Here is a 19,104-nt window from a genome sequence, read left to right as displayed (position 1 = left end):
CGCCCGGCTTCGGTTCGCTACACTGAGTGCAACCAATCAGCGCAACAGAAGGAGAGCGAATGTCCTGCGAACAGAACAGCCCCGTGGTCGGCATCATCATGGGTTCCGAGAGCGACATGCCCGCCATGGAGCCCTGCATGAAGCAGCTCGACGAGTTCGGCGTGCCGTACGAGGTGAAGGTGGCCAGCGCGCATCGCAAGCCGGCCGAGGTGCACGAGTGGGCCAGCACGGCGCACGAGCGCGGCATCCGCGTGATCGTGGCGGCGGCTGGCAAGGCCGCTCACCTGGGAGGCGTCGTGGCGGCGTACACCCCGAACCCCGTGATCACCGTGCCGATGAAGACGAGCGACCTGGGCGGTTTGGACTCGCTGCTGTCCATGGTGCAGATGCCCTCCGGCGTGCCGGTGGCCTGCGTCGCCATCAACGGCGCAAAGAACGCGGCCATCCTGGCCGTGCAGATCCTCGGCACCGGCTGCGACGGCGCCCGCCAGAAGATCATCGACTTCAAGCAAGGCATGGCCGACGCGTAAACGGCGCGCTGGGTGGCGTGGCGGGTGGCGCGGCTGCGCCGCGCGCTGCCCCTTGCGCTGCGCGCCCCGCGTGCTGCGATTGCGCGCCGCGCAGCCAGCCGAATGTTTCACGTGAAACATTCGTTCGCTGGTGTGGTGGACGCGTTGCTTCTGCGCCGCCGGTTCCGCGCGCCTCCGGCGCCCCCGCATGCTCCGCATGCGGGGGCGCTTTTCCGTGCTGTAAGCCCTGGCCCCTCGCGCCCCTCGCGGATACGACCGCGCGAGGGGCGCGTCCGTGCGCTATCATGGAACCTCAAGCGTAAGCGCAAGAGCCGAATGTTTCACGTGAAACATTCGTACGTGATGGGGCAGGCGAGAACATGACGAAGAAACTGCTGATGGGGAACGAGGCGTTCGCGCACGCGGCGCTCGAGGCCGGGGTGCGCGTGGTGGCGGGCTACCCGGGAACGCCGTCGTCCGAGCTCATCGAGACGGTGGCGAAGCTGCATGCCGAAGGTGCCGCGCGCGGCATCCACGTGGAGTGGTCCACGAACGAGAAGAGCGCGCTCGAGCTGCTGGCCGGCGCATCGTACACCGGCGCGCGCTGCCTGTTCACCTGCAAGCAGGTGGGCCTCAATGTGGCTAGCGACCCGCTCATGAGCCTGAACTACGTGGGCGTGAAGGGCGGCATGGTGCTGTTCGTGGCCGACGATCCGGGCCCCATCTCGTCGCAGACCGAGCAGGACACGCGTCGCTTCGCCTCCTTCGCCAAGCTGCCCGTGCTCGACCCCGCCACGCCCGACCAGGGCTTCGCCATGATGCAGGCCGCCTTCGACCTGTCCGAGCGCTACCATACCCCCGTCATCGTGCGTCCCACCACGCGCATCAACCACGCCTCGACGTTCTTCGACGTGGCGGACGCCACCGATGCGCGCCCGGTGCCCGAAGAAGGCTTCGAGCGAGATTCCAAGTGGGTCATCTTCCCGCGCCGCGCCTACCAGGCGCACGGCGAGATCAACGAGCGCCTGGTGGCGATCGCGCACGATTTCGCCGTCGAGCCGGTGCTTGCGGCGTTCAACCCGATAGTCGGAGGGGGACTTGAACCCTCCTCGCCGCGTCTCGGCATCGTGGCGGGCGGCGTGTCGGCCGCCTACGCTCGCGAGGCGCTGCGCATGGTGGAAGCGCGCGCGGCCGAGCAGGGCATCGAGGTGCCCGCGTACCGTTTCTGGCAGGTGGGCACGCCCTATCCCTTCCCGGAGGAAACGGCGGCGCGGTTCGTCGAAGGCCTCGACCAGGTGCTCGTGCTGGAGGAGCTCGACCACGTGCTGGAGGACGCGCTGCTCGTGCACGCGGGTCGCACGCACGCCGCCTTCGAGGTGCGCGGCCGTCTGACCGGTGACGCGCGCGACCGCGGCGAGAACGACGTGGACGACATCGCCCAGCGCATCGTGCGCTTCCTCGGCATCCCCGATGCCGCCGCGCCCGCGAACGCGCTTGCGTCCTACGCTGCCGAAGACGATCCGCTGCCCGTGCGCCCGCCCGTGCTGTGCGCGGGCTGCCCCCATCGCGGCAGCTTCTATGCGGTGAAGCGCGCGCTGGGCAAAACGCCCGCCGTGCTGTGCGGCGACATCGGCTGCTACACGCTGGGCAACGCCATGCCGCTCGACGCGGTGGACACGTGCCTGTGCATGGGCGCGGGCATTACGATGGCGCAGGGTTTTTCCGTGGCCGAACCGCAGAAGAAGGCGGTCGCGTTCGTGGGCGATTCGACGTTCTTCGCAAGCGGCTTGCCGGGCTTCGCGAACGCCGCGTACAACGGTCACGACATCACCGTGTGCGTGCTGGACAACGCCACCACGGCTATGACCGGCTCGCAGCCGCATCCCGGCACCGGCGTCACGCTCATGGGGCCGAAACGCAAGCCCCTTTCCATCCCGCGCGTGCTGGAGGCGCTCGGTTTCGGCTGCATCGTGCATGCCGACCCGCTCGACCTGGACGCGTCGGTGGCTGCCGCGCGCGAGGCGCTCGACTACGAGGGGCCCAGCGCCCTCCTGTTCGAGTCTCCGTGCATCCAGCTGGTGAAGCCGGGCGCGCCGGCCATCGTGGATCCCGCAACCTGCACGGGCTGCAAGAAGTGCATCACCGAGATCGGGTGCCCGGCCATCGGCTTCGATGCCGACGCGCGCGGCGCGCGCAGCAAAGAGCGCGGCCAGGCGTTTGTGGATGCCAGCCTCTGCAACGGCTGCGGATTGTGCACGCAGGTGTGCCCCTTCGACGCGCTTTCGATGACGCCTGTCGACCAAACAAATGTTTCACGTGAAACATCTTCGGACGGATCGGCGCCGGAAGGAGGCTCCCATGCGTAACGTGATGCTGGCGGGCGTCGGCGGCCAAGGCACGGTGCTGGCCGCGAAAGTGCTGGCCCAGGCCGCACAGGATAAAGGCTGGCAGGTGCGCACGGCCGAGACGATCGGCATGGCGCAGCGCGGCGGCAACGTGGTGTCGCACGTGCGCATGGGCGACGCGGGCGAGGAGGTGTTCGCGCCGTTGCTGGCCGAGGGCACGGCCGACCTCATCATCGCGTTCGAGCCGGCCGAGGCTGCGCGCGTGCTGCCGTTCCTCGCGTCCGACGGCCTGCTGGTCACCGCGACCACGGCCATCCAGCCGGTCACGGCGGCGCTGTCCGACCGGCCCTATCGCGCCGACGACGTGGTCGCGCGCATCGAGCGATCGCTGGCCGGCACCGACGCGCGCTTCGTCGCCGTCGACGATGTCGCGCTCACCGACGCGGTGGGCAGCCGCAAGGTGCTGAACTCGGTGCTGTTGGCCAGCGCGCTGAGCGTCGGGGCGATCCCGCTCGACCTCGACGACCTGCGTCGCGCCCTCGAGGAGTGCGTCAAGCCCCGCTTCGTCGCCCTCAACCTGGCCGCCGTCGACGCGGTCGCGGGGGTGTAAAACCGAAAGAACATCCCCCTTGCCGTAGGTGCCGCGCACGGATGCTGATATACTGATTGCCCAGTTGGTATGGGCAATAGAAGGCGAGGACGCCGTGCAGGAGACGATGGACCGCGCGTGGTTGGCGAAAGCGGTGGAACTGACGCGCGAACTGTGGAAGGCGTACCTTATCGAGCCGTCGGAAGACAGCGTCCAGTTCATCGTGGACACCATGGACCCGCAGCTTCTCTCGCTCATCGGCACGGGCAAGCACGAGTTCTACGCCGATCTCGCGTCGTTCTTCACGGGGCTGGAGCGCGACCAGGAGGAAGCCCAGGACGTCGTCTTCGAGATCCTCGACGAATACTACGAGCCGCGCCCCATCGGCGCCGACTCCTGCCTCGTGTTCGGCACGTTGTGGGTGCGCGAGCGCCCCGACCAGCCCAAACCGCTGCTCGTGGAGATGGATACGCGCTTTACGCTCGTGTTCCGCCGCGCCGGCGACCGCCTGCTGCTGACGCATCTGCACCATTCCACGCCCAACATCGACCAGCGCCGCGAGGAGTACTACCCGAAAACGGCCACCGAGCAGGCGAACGCCGCGCTCGAGCACTCCAAAGCGATGGAGCGCCGCGCCGAGCTCGACTCCATGACCGAGCTGCTGAACCATGCCGCATTCGAGAAACACGTGGCGACCGCGCTCATCGAGGGCGGCGAGGGCAACGCCTTCTTCATGATCGATCTCGACGACTTCAAGACGGTGAACGACACGCTCGGCCATCCCGAGGGCGACCGGGTCATCGCGGAGTTCGCCGACGTGCTGCAGCAGGTGTTCCCGCGCGACGCGCTCATCGGCCGCATGGGCGGCGACGAGTTCGCCGTGTTCTCCACCTGCCCTCTTTCCGCTGCGGACGCCGAGGCCAAGGCGCGCCAGCTCATCGAGGCGTGGGGTGCGCACTCGGCCGCACGCGAGGTGGAGCTGGGGTGCTCGGTGGGCATCGTGCGGGTGGTGCGCGGGCGCACGTTCTTCGACATCTACCGCGCGGCCGACCAGGCGTTGTACGCCAGCAAGGGAAAGGGCAAAGCGCGCTTCAGCTGGTGATCGCGCGTGCCGGCTGCACGCACCTGCGAAGTTGCGGGTTTGCAATCGCGGCGGCTTCGCCTAGAATGGACGCATGGAACACGCGAACGACACCCTTCCCATCATAGCCGTGGTTTCGGCAGGTCGATGGCTCTAGCTTCAAGACTCGCGCTTGCGGGCTTGAAGCATCTTCGTACCCTGTAGAAGACCATCGTTCCCGGGAGGACCATCATGCAGCTTACCAGCGATCAGTTCGCACTCATCAAAAACCAGTTCAAAACGCTCAAGGAGCGCTCGCCGTTCTACGCGAGCAAGTTCGAGGGCATCGACCTCGCCGACGTGCAGACGCAGGAAGACTTCGAGAAGCTTCCGTTCTCCGAGAAGGACGACCTGCGCAACGCCTACCCGCTGGGCCTGCAGGCCGTGCCCGACGAGGAAATCGTGCGCATCCACAGCTCCAGCGGCACCACGGGCACGCCGGTCATCGTCCCCTACACGCAGCAGGACGTCACCGACTGGGCCATCCAGTTCGCGCGCTGCTACGAGACGGCGGGCATCACGAACCGCGACCGCATCCACATCACCCCCGGTTACGGCCTATGGACGGCGGGCATCGGCTTCCAGCTGGGCGCCGAGCGCCTGGGCGCGATGGCCATCCCCATGGGGCCGGGCAACACCGAGAAGCAGCTGCGCATGATGCAGGACCTCAAGTCCACCGTGCTGTGTGCCACCAGCTCCTACGCGCTGCTGCTGGCCGAGGAGATCGCCGAGCGCGGCATTCGCGATCGGATTCACCTGCGCAAGGGCGTCATCGGCAGCGAGCGGTGGGGCGACAAGATGCGCCAGCGCATCGCCGGCGAGCTGGGCGTGGAGATCTACGACATCTACGGCCTCACCGAGGTGTACGGCCCCGGCATCGGCATCTCGTGCGACGAGCATCACGGCATGCACATCTGGGACGACTACGTGTACGTGGAAGTGGTCGACCCCGACACGGGCGCTCCCGTGCCCGACGGCGAAGTGGGCGAACTCGTGCTGACCACGCTGCGCAAGCAGGGCGCGCCGCTCATCCGCTACCGCACGCACGACCTCACGCGCATCATCCCGGGCGATTGCGCGTGCGCGTTCGGCCATCGCCACCCGCGCATCGACACGCTGACCGGCCGCACCGACGACATGTTCAAGGTGAAGGGCTGCAACATCTTCCCCGCGCAGGTGGAGGAAGTCATCGCCGCCACCGACGGCACCTCGAGCGAGTACCAGGTGATGATCGAGAACATCAGCGGCAAGGACGTGCTCACGGTGCTGTTCGAAACTCCGCTGCGCGCCGAGGCGAAGCAGCGCGCCGAGGAGGAGCTGGCCCTCATCTTCAAGGCGAAGTGCGGCTGCACCCCCGACGCCAAGGGCGTCCCCATGGGCGAGCTGCCCCGCAGCGAGAAGAAGACGAAGCGCATCTTCGACAGCCGGTATTAAACCGCCCCGAAACCCCCGCGCGGCCCGCTGCTTCCACAGGCGGGCCCGCGCCGCCTGGGCCGAATGTTTCACGTGAAACATTCGTTCGTCCGCGCACTACGCCGCGATGAGCGCGAGCTTGATCGCCTTCGACGAGCGGGTGCTTTCGGAGGAACCGCTGCTGCGCGAAAGCGATCGCGGCGGCGACGGTATCGGCCTAGGCGGAAATTTTACCTCACCGGCATGCTCCACTATGGTAAAGTATGCCCATGCATTCTGCGAAGGGACATACTGCCGTTGAACAGCGCTGGCGACTCCAGCTCGCCGTCGCGGCCGTATGCCGATCCATCGCCCCGCGCCCTGCGGACTCGCTTGTGGCCACGCTTGCCGCGCAACCGGCCTCTTCGGCCGCCGACGCGACCGCCTACCGCGCCTTCTCCTACTATTCCTATCGATACCTCTAGCACACGGGGCTCTGCGCGCCTGTCGTCGTCCGACGACACGGCGAAGCGGATTGTCGTGTGCGCCGCTGCCGGTCCTTCGCGCGAGGGGTCGTTTCGCTGTATGCAAACAAGGAAGGGATGCACTCCATGATCGAGAAGATATGCATGGTACTCATTTTCGTCGGCGTTGCGGTGGGCGTCGGCATCTACTGTCGACGACACACCGGAAGCGTTGACGGGTTCATTCTGGGCGGCCGCAACGTGGGGCCGTGGCTGAGCGCGTTCGCGTTCGGCACGAGCTACTTCTCCGCCGTCATCTTCGTGGGCTACGCCGGGCAGTTCGGCTGGAAATACGGCATCGCCGCCACGTGGATCGGCATCGGAAACGCCATCCTCGGCAGCTTGCTGGCCTGGTGGGTGCTCGGCCCGCGCACGCGCGAGATGACGCACCGCCTGGGCGCGTCCACGATGCCCGAGTTCTTCGGCGAGCGTTACCAGTCGAAGGGTTTGCGCATCGCGGCCGCGGCCATCATCTTCGTGTTCCTCATCCCGTACACGGCCAGCGTCTACAACGGCCTGTCGCGCCTGTTCGGCATGGCGTTCGGGCTGCCGTACGAGGTGTGCGTCATCGGCATGGCGGTTATCACCTGCGTGTACGTGGTGCTGGGCGGCTACATGGCCACGGTCATGAACGACTTCATCCAGGGCATCGTCATGTTGCTGGGCATTGTGGCGGTCATCGTGGCCGTGCTCGTGAACAACGGCGGCTTCACCGAGGCCCTCACCACGCTGTCGCTGATTCCGTCCGAGGGCTCGGAGATGGCCGGACCGTTCGTCAGCTTCTTCGGGCCCAATCTGCCCGACCTCATCGGCGTTATCATCCTGACCAGCCTGGGAACCTGGGGCTTGCCCCAGATGGTGCAGAAGTTCTACGCCATCAAGAGCGGTCCCGCCATCAAGCAGGGCGCCATCATCTCCACCGTGTTCGCCATGATCGTGGCGGGCGGCAGCTACTTCCTGGGCGGATTCGGCCGCCTGTACGGCGGGCAGGTTGAGATGACGGCCGCCGGCACGCCGGTGTACGACTCCATCATCCCCACCATGCTGTCGACGCTGCCCGACCTGCTCATCGGCATCGTGATCGTGCTGGTGCTGAGCGCGTCCATGTCCACGCTGTCGTCGCTCGTGCTGACGTCGTCGTCCACGCTGACGCTCGACCTGATCAAAGACAACCTCGTGAAGAACATGAGCGAGAAGAAGCAGCTCAGCTACATGCGCGTGCTCATCGTGGTGTTCATCGTGATCTCGGCGGTGATCGCGCTTATCCAGTACAACTCGTCCATCACGTTCATCGCGCAGCTCATGAGCATCTCGTGGGGCGCGCTGGCCGGCTCGTTCCTGGGGCCCTTCTTCTGGGGGCTGTACTCGAAGCGCATCTCGAAGCCGGCCGTGTGGGCCAGCTTCATCGTGGGCGTGGGCCTGACCACGGGCAACATGATCGCCGGGTTCGTGGGCACGGCGTTCATCGCGTCGCCCATCAACTGCGGCGCCATCGCGATGGTGCTGTCGCTTATCATCGTGCCGGTGGTGAGCCTGTTCACGAAACGCGTGGACTTCGAGGTCGACCCGCCGCACGCCGAGGGCGCCATCGATCGCGAATTCGAGCAGGAGCTGGAAGCGGAATAGGGACGCGCGTGGGTGCGCCCGCCGGCCCCGCGCCGCGCGAACGAGCGTTTCACGTGAAACACTCGTTCGCCGGAGGCGGGCGCTGCCATCCCGCGCGGCGCCCGCCCAAAGGAACAGTTTGGCGACGACGATGCGACGAACGCTATACTGTCGAATGATCGTGTTCGCCTCCTCGCAACCTCGTTGAAAGCCCATCCATGTTCTTCACGCTGCTCCTCATATACTTCCCCGCGCTCGTGTTCGGGCTCCTGTTCGTCAAGAACTTCCGCAAGGAGCCGCGGCAGTTCCGCAACGCGCTGTACTTCCTGCTGTTGTGCCTGTTCGGCCTGTACGGCCTGTCCATCCAGTTCGATCTGCCGTGGCTCGTGCTCATCGGGTTGGCGGCCATTCCGTTCGGCACGGTGGCCCTCGTCGTATTCCTGCTGGCGAACACCTTCGTGGTGGTGAAGCGCGAGGGCCTGTCGCTGTCGCACCTGCTGCCGGGGCTGTTCGCGCTGTGCATCGTGTTCGTGTGCGTGGCCGCGCCGCTGTTCCTGCTCATGCAGATGCCGCCGATCGTGCTGGCGTTGGCGCTGCTCGTGATCATGGAGGGCTCGTACGTGGCGTTCACGTTCGCGGCGCTGCTGCTGTACTCGTGGCTGTACCGCCGGCTCCCGAAGCGCCGCGACTACGACTACATCGTCGTGCACGGCGCAGGCCTGTCGGGCACGAAGCCCACGCCGCTGCTGGCCGCGCGCCTCGACAAGGCCGTCGAGCTCTGGGAGGCCGACGGGCGCCGCGCGGTCATCGTCGCGTCGGGCGGCCAAGGCGCCGACGAGGCGGTGTCGGAAGCCGCGGCCATGCGCTCGTACCTCATCGAGGAGCGCAACGTGCCCGCCGACGCCATCATCGAGGAGGACCGGTCGACCACCACGATGGAGAACCTGCGCAACTCCAAGGCCATCATGGATGCGCGCTCAGGCGCGGGCGCGTATCGCGCCGCCGTGGTGACCAGCGATTACCACGTGTTCCGCACGGCCGAGTACGCGCACAAGATCGGGTTGGCCGCCGACGGCGTGGGCAGCAAGACCGCGAGCTACTTCTGGCCCACGGCGTTCATCCGCGAATTCGTGGCCGTGAGCAATGCCCATCGCTGGCCTTTCGTGGTGATCTTCGTCCTCTGGCTGCCTTTCGCCGCCATCGCCCTTTTCCAGCTGTAACGGGTCGCGAACCAAAAACATCGGCGTTTTTCTATCCCCTTCGTCATGCGTGCTTGTATACTAAAGCGACTGGTGCCGAACGGCGGCGATTCGGCCTGCGTCCTCAAGCATCGCGTCCGGAGAAGCGCGGCGAGGGTGGAGGCGGAACCACGTGCATGCCGTTCGGCGAATTGCACGACGAAGGGGATCATATGGAAGGATTCGACCTCATCAGCACGGGGGTATGGTCAATCGTACCGCCGATTCTGGCGCTGGGCCTGGCGCTTATCACGAAGGAGGTGTACTCCTCGCTTGCCATCGGCGTGTTCATCGGCATGGTGATCTACCAGTTCTCGCTCAACGGCGTGGGCGTCGAGCCGCTCGTCGACTCGTTCACCATGGTGCCGCAGATGATGGCCGAGCAGATAGCCGGCAACGGGGCGCTGCTGCTGTTCCTTGCGTTATTGGGCGCGCTCGTGGTGGTCATCGCGGCCGCCGGCGGCTCGCGCGCGTACGCCGAATGGGTGTCCACGCACATCAAGAACGCGAAGATGGCGCAGGTGCTGACTGCGGTGCTGGGCATCATCATCTTTGTGGACGACTACTTCAACTGCCTCACGGTGGGCGCGGTCATGCGGCCCGTCACCGACCGCTTCAACATCAGCCATGAGAAGCTGGCCTGGATCATCGACTCCACCGCGGCGCCCATCTGCATCATCGCGCCCGTGTCGTCGTGGGCCGTGGCCGTGGGCGGCTACCTGGGCGAGGGCGGCTTCACCACGTTCGTCCAGTCCATCCCGTACAACTTCTACGCGCTGCTCACCATCGTGTTCGTCTTCTTCATGTGCGCCACGAAGAAGGACTTCGGCCCCATGCGCGTTGCCGAGGCCGAGGTGCAGCAGCCCTCCGACAAGCAGCACCGCATTCCGCCGAAGGACAGCGCGCTCGAGTCGATGTCCACCGTGGGCATCTCCGACCCGCACGCGGCCGATGCGCTGCCGCTGAAGATGGACACGGTCATCGCCGAGGAGGACGAGCTCGACGAAGCGGCGAGGATTGCCGCCGAGGAGTTCAAGGGCATGTCCATCTCGGACAAGGGCCGCGTGTTCGACCTGATCGTGCCCATCGTGGTGCTCATCATCTTCTCGATCCTGGGCATGCTGTACGCGGGCGGCTTCTTCCAGGGCGTCGACTTCGCCACGGCGGTGGGCGAGAACCCGGTGTTCGGCCTGTGCATCGGCGTGTGCGTGGCGCTTGTGGTGACGGCGGCCATGTTCCTGCCGCGCAAGCTGATGACGCTGTCGGGCTACATGGACGGCGTGGCCGAGGGCGTGCGCTCCATGGTGGGCGCCATCATGATCCTCGTGCTGGCGTGGAGCCTGGGCGGCACGTGCCGCTACCTGCTGGGAACCGGCGAGTTCGTCAGCGGCTTCTTGAACAGCATTGGGGTGGGGCTGGCGCTGTTGCCGGCCGTCATCTTCATCGTGGCGGCGTTCATCGGCTTCGCCATGGGCACGTCGTGGGGCACCATCGCGCTCATCCTGCCCATCGTCATCGGCGTGTTCCCGGCGCAGGATCCGCTGTTCCTCGTGGCCATCGGCGCCACGCTGGGCGGCGCGGTGTACGGCGACCACGTGTCGCCCATTTCGGACACGACCATCCTGTCGTCGGCGGGCGCGCAATGCAACCACCTGCGCCACGTGGCCACGCAGCTGCCGTACGCGTCGGTGGTGGCCGCCGTGTGCATCGTGGGCTACATCGTCGCCGGCTTCACGGGCAGCCCGTGGATCGCGCTGGTCGTGGGCGCCGTGATGATGATCGCCGCGATTCTCGTGCTGAACCGCTCGAAGTACGGAGCGGTGAAAGCGTAGCGCGAGCGAGCAGGCAAGCGAGCGACGCGGCAAGCGCCCGGGACGAAAGCGTCCCGGGCGCTTTTTTGCGCGCGAAATCGAGCGCGTGCCAGCCATCCTGAGCGAGCGCAATCCCTCCCATTGGCATCCTTCGATTCCGGCAAACGGCGCGGCTCGTACAAGTGTTTCACGTGAAACTCCTTCTTTAAAAGACGGCGAATTCGCTCCCTCGGTCGGGTGTCCCGTGGCTACCGAACTGCCCAGCTCTCGGTTCTCGAGTTATGCGCCCTCGTGACAGGCTCGATCGGCTCTCGTAGGGCACCTTGTGCGCGGAGGCGCGGAATAACCCCAGATCGGAATTCGTCCGCGCCGCCATGCCGCCGTGCGCGGAGCTTCGTGAGGGTACATAACTCGAGAACCGGGCGCTTTTCGGAGTGTTTCAATGCCACAAGGGTGCATAACTCGGGGACTGTGCTCGGCACTGGCACGGTTCCCGGCGCTTTAGGTGAATCCCCAGGTCGAAGGCCCTCCCTCGTTTCGTGCGATCAAAAGGTACACCCATTCGTGCGATGGTGCGCCTCCTCGGCCGTCGTATAGTGCGGTCGTTCGAGGCGGCCCGGCCGCCTATCTACGAGAGGAGAGAGCAATGGGGAGCATGTTCACCAGGAGGCAGTTCGTTGTGGGGGCTATGGTGCTGGGCGGGTCGCTCGCGTTGACCGGGTGCAGCCCGCTATCCGAGCCCAAGAAGGAGAACGGCGCAGCCACCGCGCCCGGTTCAGCCGAGGCGGCGGAAGCCGACATCATCGTCCTCGGTTCGGGCCTGGCGGGCTCGGCGTGCTCCATCTCCGCAGCGCAGAACGGCGCGCGCGTGATTCTCGTCGACAAGGCGCCGTTCCTCACCTCGACGTTCCTCACGTCCAAGGGCAACGTGTCCATCGCCCAGGTTGCCGAGAACCAGGCCGATTGGCGCTACGACTCCGATGCGCCCGACACGATGGATCAGTTCGTCGCCCGCTATCGCGACCTCACCGAAATCGGCAAGGTGGATGCCCCGTATCCCGACTACAGCCGCATGCAGCACCTCATGGAGGAAAGCTGCGCCACCATCGCGTGGGTCGAGCAGCTGGGCATCACGTTCGAGAAGTCGTTCACGAAGGAGATGGTGGGCACCGACACGGTGAAGCCCGACGTCAGCGCCGATCCCGCCACCGAGGCGGGCGTGCAGTTGGCGAACGTGTTCGCGGCCGAGTTCGAGCGCCTGGGCGTGCAGACGATGCTTTCGACCGAGGCGACGGAGCTCGTCAAGGACGGCGACGCCGTGGTGGGCGTGAAGGTGCAGGGCCCCGACGGCTCCCAGGAACTGCGCGCGAAGGCCGTGGTGCTGGCCACCGGCGGGTTCGGCGGCAGCGCGGACTATTGCGACCAGCTGGTGCCCGCCATCAACGAGATGGGCTTCCAGTACCTGGGCAACGCCATGAACACGGGCGACGGCATGACCATGGCCTCTGCCATCGGCGCCGCGCTGTACGAGGATCCGTGGATCATCCCGAACGTCATCATGCCAACGCGCGCGCTGACGAAGGCCGACGCGGGTTTCAAGAAGCTGTGCGACACGGGTATGGAGGGCGCGGCAACGTCGTCGAAGATGCTCGTCGATGCCACGGGCGCGCGCTTCGTGAACGAGGCGGCCCCGGTGACGGCGCTGGCCACGTCCATGACCGACAACCAGGCGGGCCCGTACTACGTGCTGTTCGACAGCGTGAACGCCGAGGTGACGGCCGTCATCGAGAAGGGCCTGTCAACGGGTGACGTGCTGAAGGCGAGCTCGATCGAGGAGCTGGCCGACGTTGCGGGAGCTCCGCAGCTGGCCGCCACGTTCGAGGCGTATCAGCAGGCGGCGGCTGCAGGCGCGGACGAGGCGTTCGGCAAGAAAGCCGACATGCTGGCGGCCTACGGCGACGGCCCGTTCTACCTGGTGAAGTTTGTGCCGTCCTACGTGGCCACGATGGGTGGCGTGAAGACCGACGCGTCCTGCCAGGCGCTCGGCGAAGACGGCAGCCCCATCGCCGGCCTGTTCGCGGTGGGCGAGGCCACGCACCGCTTCATGTACAACCGCAGCTTCGTGCGCCACTGCTCCAACTCGAGCGCGCTCACCATGGGCCGCCTGACGGGCGCCGCGCTCGCCACGGCGTAGGCCGACGTGGGGAAACGGTGCCGCCGGAGGGGTCAGCCCCTCTTGGCGGCACTCGTCTCTTCCACGAGGTCGAGCAGGTCCTGGCGCGAATGCACGTCCATCTTCGCGTAGGCGTGGCGCAGGTGGGTTTTCACTGTGTGCTCCGACAGCGTGAAGCGTTCGGCGATGGCGCGTGCGCTGCGGCCCGCCGCGAACTCCTCGATCACGTCGAACTCGCGGGCGGTCAGCCCGTAGGTATCCCGTATCTGCGCGAGCGCGCCGACCGCCGACAGGTGCACGGCGGGCACGGACGCCTCGTCGATCGCTCCTGCCTCCGCCGCGCCCCGCTTCGCCGCATATCGAAGGTAGCTGCAGAACATGAGCGCCAGCGTGGCCACCAGCAGCCATACCGAGCCGACCAGCGCGAGCTGCGGATCGACCCCCATGTGCTCCAGCAGCGTTTGCGCCGCGAAGCGGCCGAGCGCCACCGAGAGCCGCGCGACGCCCAGGGCCAGGCCCAGCAGGAAGAACGCGGGCAGCTTGCGCTCGTTCGCCTCGCTGATGAACATGAGCCACAGCAGCACGTAGAACGAGATGAGGAACGCGGTCATCAGCGACCCCGCCACGTGCCCGTCCGCGACGTTGAGGCTGCGGTACAGCAGGATGGTGACGAGACACAGCGCGGTGATGGGCGTGATGTAGTCGATGTTCGCCTTGCGCGGCTTCGCCACCAGCAGCACCGCGAGCATGACGACGGCCGCGATGATGCCGAACAGGCCGGTGAGGTCGGTCTGCGCGTACTGCAGGTTGTTGTGAATGTCGAGCTCGATCACGAACCCGCAGATCAGCGAGAACGCGAACGTGCCGACCGCCGCGCGCTTCGTGCGCGACAGCGCCTCGTCCATGGAAGTGGCGGGCGCCGTGGGCTCCTTCATCTGCTGGGCGACGAACGCATTGTTGCGCAAACACCACAACAGCGCGACGGTGGAGAGAACGAACGATGCCAGCAGCATGATGCTGCGCCCGCCCGGGAACAGCGAGCTGGTCAGTGGCGGAAGCAGCGTGTCGATGAGGTACGCCGCGGCGATCAGGGGAAGCGAGATCCGAGGCCGATAGCTGGTGAACACCTCCATCCAGCATAGGATGGACAGCGACCAGCCCATGCCCGCCGTCACCTGCATGGCGATCAGCGCGGCATCGTTCGTGCTGCCGGACACGACGAGCGCGGCATAGAGCGAGCTGACGACGACGGCTGCGATGAACAGCGGCTTCGCCCGATCGATGCGCCCGAGGTACGAAAGCACGGCGACGACGATGAACGTGAGGCCGTCGGCGGCGAGCCCGACGATGGCGTACGGGCTGGGGCTGTACGGCCCCGTGTTGAGGTCGAGCAGCCGTGCGCCCTGCAGCAGGCCGAACCCGAGGGTGGCCACGAGCGCGAGGGCGAGGACTCGCGTTTTGTCGGAAGCGTGCGCGTTCATCGATCCCCTTCTGAGTGCGCGGAACGGACGCGCCCCACTATAGCGCACCTTCGCGAATCGCGCGCGGAGCGGCGGAAGCCTGCGCGCCTGCGGGAGGCCGCCCCTAGCCGCTCACCACGCGGGGGAGCGGCACGTCGTGCGGCTCGCAGGGGACGGCTTCCACGCGCTGCTCGTCGAAGGCCACGCCGACCACCACGGCATCGGCGCGCAGGCAGGGGAGCAGCTGGTCGTAGTTGCCGCCGCCGTAACCCAGGCGGCGCCCGGCGTCGTCGAACGCCACGAGCGGCACTACGACGGCGTCAAGCTCGTCGGGCGCAACCGGGTGGAACCCGTCGCGCTCGAGTGCCGCGCACGCAAGGCAGCGCAGGGGCGCGCCGAGGAACCCCGCTCGCGCCGCTTCCAGCTGCTCGCGCTTCACGCGATAGAACGCCATCCTCGACAGGGTTTCGGACTCGCCGGGCCTTCCGTCCTCGCGGCCCCCGCGCACCATGCACGGGAAGCACACGCGCCAGCCTCGCGCATACGCTGATTCAACGAAAAGTTGAGTGTCCACTTCGCTCCGCATCGACGCGAACACGGCCACGGTGGGCGCCTCCTGCACGCCCGCGTCGGGACCCGCGGCGCCGCCCGCATCCGCGAACGCGTCGGCAAGCACCCGTTCCAACCGCGTGCAAATCGCCGCGCTTTTGCGCGTTCGCACGTCTTCCGGCAGCGCGTCGCGCCGTGCAAGCACGCGCGAGCGCAGTTGTTCTTTCGTCTCCATAGGCCGCAGTATAGCATCGACGTAACGGCGCCGTTGCGCGATAATGGCGTAGGTGTGGGGAGTTAGCGCATACGTAACCGTTTCAATTCGATTTGACCTGCAAACCCATCATTGACCTTGCTATAATCGTTTTGCATTGGGTACACTCGAACCACCTTAGATGGTTCCCTCGCAGCCGCAAGGGTGCACGAACTCAGACGACGCTGCGAATGCGTCGTTTGTTGTTTTCTAAGGAAAATTTGACCGACAGGCATATATAAGTAGGTCGCTCACCAGGCATCATGCATGCCGAGCGATGTAGAGTTAGGAGACAGCAGTGCAACTCAAGGCATCCACTGATTACGGTATGCGCGCCATCTTGTACTTGGCTGCGCAAGGTACCACATGCTCCTCAAAAGATATCGCCGAGGATATGTCCATCCCGCGCGATTACCTCATCCAATTGGCCCAGTTGCTGCGCAACGCGGGAATCATCGAAGCCCGTCCGGGCAAGCACGGCGGGTACCGCCTGGCGAAGGACCCGGCCGACACGAACGTGTTGGAAATCATGGAGGCGCTCGACGACGACGCGAAGCAGTCCACGCGCGCGAAGCGCGACGCCCGCAAGGGCGGGGCGATGGTGCAGGACATCAAGCAGGCGTACGATCTCATCGAAGAAAGCATGGACGCGTACCTGTCCAGCTTGACGGTGCAGATGCTGCTTGACTGCGCCCGCAACGCCGAGGACAGCCGCCTGTTCCTGGCCGAACGACTCAAGGACGAAAGCCGCCGCCTGGTTGACGCCAACTAGCGTCAACGCAGCCCGGCGGCTGCACTCCTTTTTGGGCCCCGGCGAAGGGTCTACATACCCAGCACCTGCATCACCAGCAGCACGGCGGTGAGGATGGTGACGATGCCGACGGTGACCCAGATGAGCACGCGCGACACGATGCGCGAGCGATACGCGCCCATAACCCGCTTGTCCGCGGCGATGATGGCCATGAACACCAGCAGCACGGGCAGCACGAGGCCGTTGACGAACTGGGCGGTCAGCATCACGCCCATAAGGTCGATGTTCGGCACCAGCACGACGACGGCCGAGAACGCGATCACGAACGTGAAAATGCTTTTGAACAGCGGCGCTTCTTTCCACTTGAACGAAACTCCCGCTTCCCAACCGAACGCTTCGCAAATGACGAACGCCGTGGTCAGCGGAAGCACGCAGGCAGCCAAGAACGACGCGGCGATCAGGCCGATGGCGAACAGCGCCTCGGCATAGTGCCCCGCGAAGGGTGCGAGCGCCCGCGCCGCGTCGGCTGCCGACTCGATCTCGATTCCCTGCGGGAACAGCACCGATCCCGTGGTCACGATGATGAACCACGCCACGAGGCAGGCGGCGATGGTGCCGGCCACCACGTCCACCTTCTGCGAGAACAGGTCCTTCACCGACACGCCTTTTTCCACGACGTTGCTCTGGTTGAAGAACATCATCCACGGCGCGATGGTGGTGCCGATCATCGCGATGACCAGCGACACGAAGCTCTGGTCGTTCACGATGTGCGGCACCACCGTGTTGGTCAGCGCTTCTTCCCAGTTCGGCTCGGCCATGAACGCCGCCACGATGTACGTGACGAACACGAGCGACAGGATGAGGAACACCTTCTCCACGCGCTTGTAGCTGCCGCCCACCACGAGCAGCCACACGGCTGCGGCGGCCACGGGCACGGCCAGGTACTTCGACACGCCGAACATCTCCATGCCGCTGGCGATGCCGGCGAACTCGGAGAACGTGGTGGCCACGTTGCCGATGAGCAGCGCCAGCATGGCCAGCGCGGTCAGGCGGATGCCGAAGCGCTCGCGGATGAGCGCCGCGAAGCCCTTGCCGGTGACGGCGCCCATGCGTGCGGCCGTCATCTCCACCACGATGAGCAGGATGCACATGATGGGGATGACCCACAGCGTGGCGAACCCGAACTTCGCGCCCACGGTGGAATAGGTGGAGATACCGCCGGCGTCGTTGCCGGCCATCGCGGTGACGATGCCGGGGCCGAGGGCGGCCAGCAGCAGCCATATCTTCTTGGGTTGCTTCTTCTCGAGCGCGGCGGGCGCCTCGGCGAGCTCGGTCGACTCGACGGCTTCGACTTCGCGCAGCTCGAGCTTCTCGTTCTTCATCATCATGGCGCTACCTCCCGGCGTAGCCGATGATCTGCAGCAGAACGAGCGTGTACAGCGCGAGGAACAGGATGGACGCCACGAGGCCGCCCACCACCTTGAGCAGGGTGACCTTCGTCTTGTCGCCGCTCACGTCCTCCTCGATGGCGTCCCACGCGTCGTCGACGGTGACGATGCCCAGCAGCACCCCGTGCTCGTCCACCACGGGCATGGCGGGCAGCTCGTACTTGAAGATGTCGGCGGCCACGTCCTCTTCCGTCTCGTCCGGCGTAGCGGAGATCACGTCGTCGAACATGACCTCGCGCACGGGCTTGGCGTCGTCGGTCAGCACGAGGGTGCGCAGCGACAGCACGCCCACGAACTCGTCGTAGTCGTTCAGCACGTACACGTAGTGTACGGTGGGGTGGTCTTCGTCCAGCTCGCGCAGCACCTCGATGGTTTCGCCCACGGTGTTGTCGGCTTTCACGGATACGAACTGCGTGGTCATCATGCCGCCGGCCGTGCCGTCCTTGTAGCCCAGCAGGCGGCGGATTTCGGTGGCGTCCTCCACGCCCATGAGGCGCAGCAGCGTCTCGGCCTTCTCGTACGACAGGTCGCGCACGATGTCGGCCGCGTCGTCCGGGTCCATGTCGCCCAGCAGGCCGGCGGCGCGGGCGTCGTCGAGGTCTTCGATGAAGTCGGCCTGGTACTCGTCGTCCATCTCCGAGATGGCCTCGGTGGCCTGCGCGTCGTCGAGGTGCTGGAACACGTTGGCGCGCTGCTGCGGGTCCAGCTGCTCGAGGATGTCGGCCACGTCGGCGGGGTGCAGCTCGTCGAGGCGCTTGTGCGTGACGGACAGCTGCACCTCGGACAGGTCGCGGTCGAGCAGGTCCATGTAGTTCCAGGCGATGATCTGCTCGTCGATCTTCTTGCCGAACAGCTTCGCCACGGCCACCACGGCGCGCTCGAGCCAAGGGGCCAGGCCGCGCAGGATGCCGCGCGTGCCCACCTCGGCGCCCAGCAGGCGCAGCTGCGAGCCGGAAACGGACAGCTTGAGATCGTTGACGCGCACGACTTTCATGCCCTGCGTATCCACGATCTGACGGTTCATGAGGTCGCGTGCCAACAGAACTTCGTCAGGTTGCAGATAGCTGAAGCGGATGTCGTGAGCTTCGGCGTTGAGGGTGATCCCGTCCTCGTCGAACGTGTCGACGTACTTGCGCCACGAGATCATGAACGGAACCTTGCCGGGCCCCTGGAAAGCGAGGCTGGTGATGCGCGGAAACACTTCGCCGGTGGAGATGGCGAGATCGGAAATGGTGCCGATCTTCTCGCCCTGCGTGTCGACGACGGGTTTCCCCATCATTTGAGAGAGGTAGAGCATGATGATAATCCCTTACTTTCATGCCCAGGGGTTCACAAGA

14 protein-coding genes are annotated in these 19,104 nt (G+C 66.0%); 10 read left to right on the top strand and 4 right to left on the bottom strand.

Going from position 1 to position 19,104, the window contains the following annotated elements:
- Positions 1-59 precede the first annotated feature (59 nt).
- From purE to H8S61_RS09915, 9 genes are all read left to right on the top strand, one after another.
- Positions 60-530, top strand: coding sequence for a 5-(carboxyamino)imidazole ribonucleotide mutase (gene purE / locus H8S61_RS09955; protein WP_154332655.1), 471 nt, complete (start codon positions 60-62; stop codon positions 528-530).
- Between the two features lie 359 nt (positions 531-889).
- Positions 890-2,875, top strand: coding sequence for a thiamine pyrophosphate-dependent enzyme (locus H8S61_RS09950; protein ID WP_186938883.1), 1,986 nt, complete (start codon positions 890-892; stop codon positions 2,873-2,875).
- Positions 2,868-3,464 carry an indolepyruvate oxidoreductase subunit beta gene (locus tag H8S61_RS09945; RefSeq protein WP_186938882.1) on the top strand — a complete coding sequence of 199 codons (597 nt, stop codon included), beginning with the start codon at positions 2,868-2,870 and terminating at the stop codon, positions 3,462-3,464. Before H8S61_RS09950 ends, H8S61_RS09945 begins: the two co-directional genes overlap by 8 nt.
- A gap of 94 nt (positions 3,465-3,558) precedes the next feature.
- Positions 3,559-4,545: a diguanylate cyclase domain-containing protein gene (locus tag H8S61_RS09940; protein WP_186938881.1), complete on the top strand. Its 987-nt coding sequence runs from the start codon at positions 3,559-3,561 to the stop codon at positions 4,543-4,545.
- Between the two features lie 210 nt (positions 4,546-4,755).
- Positions 4,756-5,997 (top strand): phenylacetate--CoA ligase family protein, encoded by a 1,242-nt coding sequence (locus tag H8S61_RS09935; RefSeq protein WP_186938880.1) that lies wholly within the window; start codon positions 4,756-4,758, stop codon positions 5,995-5,997.
- Between the two features lie 569 nt (positions 5,998-6,566).
- Positions 6,567-8,105: a sodium:solute symporter family protein gene (locus tag H8S61_RS09930; RefSeq protein ID WP_186938879.1), complete on the top strand. Its 1,539-nt coding sequence runs from the start codon at positions 6,567-6,569 to the stop codon at positions 8,103-8,105.
- 197 nt (positions 8,106-8,302) lie between these two features.
- Entirely contained in the window at positions 8,303-9,304 is a 1,002-nt protein-coding gene (locus H8S61_RS09925; protein WP_186938878.1) for a YdcF family protein, read from the top strand.
- A 191-nt stretch (positions 9,305-9,495) separates the two neighbouring features.
- On the top strand, positions 9,496-11,154 hold the full coding sequence (locus H8S61_RS09920) for a Na+/H+ antiporter NhaC family protein (protein WP_160940770.1): 1,659 nt from the start codon (positions 9,496-9,498) through the stop codon (positions 11,152-11,154).
- Between the two features lie 625 nt (positions 11,155-11,779).
- Positions 11,780-13,327 carry an FAD-dependent oxidoreductase gene (locus H8S61_RS09915; RefSeq protein ID WP_186938877.1) on the top strand — a complete coding sequence of 516 codons (1,548 nt, stop codon included), beginning with the start codon at positions 11,780-11,782 and terminating at the stop codon, positions 13,325-13,327.
- Positions 13,328-13,359: 32 nt separating this feature from the next.
- On the opposite strand, the gene H8S61_RS09910 is transcribed toward H8S61_RS09915, so the two are convergent.
- Both H8S61_RS09910 and H8S61_RS09905 read right to left on the bottom strand, forming a co-directional pair.
- Positions 13,360-14,787: a helix-turn-helix transcriptional regulator gene (locus tag H8S61_RS09910; protein WP_186938876.1), complete on the bottom strand. Its 1,428-nt coding sequence runs from the start codon at positions 14,785-14,787 to the stop codon at positions 13,360-13,362.
- 103 nt (positions 14,788-14,890) lie between these two features.
- Positions 14,891-15,550, bottom strand: a complete 660-nt coding sequence (locus tag H8S61_RS09905) for a 5-formyltetrahydrofolate cyclo-ligase (protein ID WP_255466560.1) — start codon at positions 15,548-15,550, stop codon at positions 14,891-14,893.
- A 316-nt stretch (positions 15,551-15,866) separates the two neighbouring features.
- Between H8S61_RS09905 and H8S61_RS09900 the strand changes: the two genes are divergently transcribed.
- Positions 15,867-16,340: an RrF2 family transcriptional regulator gene (locus H8S61_RS09900; RefSeq protein ID WP_160940767.1), complete on the top strand. Its 474-nt coding sequence runs from the start codon at positions 15,867-15,869 to the stop codon at positions 16,338-16,340.
- Between the two features lie 50 nt (positions 16,341-16,390).
- On the opposite strand, the gene H8S61_RS09895 is transcribed toward H8S61_RS09900, so the two are convergent.
- Both H8S61_RS09895 and H8S61_RS09890 read right to left on the bottom strand, forming a co-directional pair.
- Positions 16,391-17,707, bottom strand: coding sequence for an Nramp family divalent metal transporter (locus tag H8S61_RS09895; RefSeq protein ID WP_186938875.1), 1,317 nt, complete (start codon positions 17,705-17,707; stop codon positions 16,391-16,393).
- Between the two features lie 4 nt (positions 17,708-17,711).
- Positions 17,712-19,064, bottom strand: a complete 1,353-nt coding sequence (locus H8S61_RS09890) for a magnesium transporter (protein WP_160940765.1) — start codon at positions 19,062-19,064, stop codon at positions 17,712-17,714.
- Between the last annotated feature and the right edge of the window lie 40 nt (positions 19,065-19,104).

The sequence above is a fragment of the Eggerthella hominis genome (assembly GCF_014287365.1).
Taxonomy (GTDB): domain Bacteria; phylum Actinomycetota; class Coriobacteriia; order Coriobacteriales; family Eggerthellaceae; genus Eggerthella; species Eggerthella guodeyinii.
The sequence above is the reverse complement of the archived record's forward strand: the minus strand, read 5'-3'. Positions and strand labels throughout refer to the sequence as shown.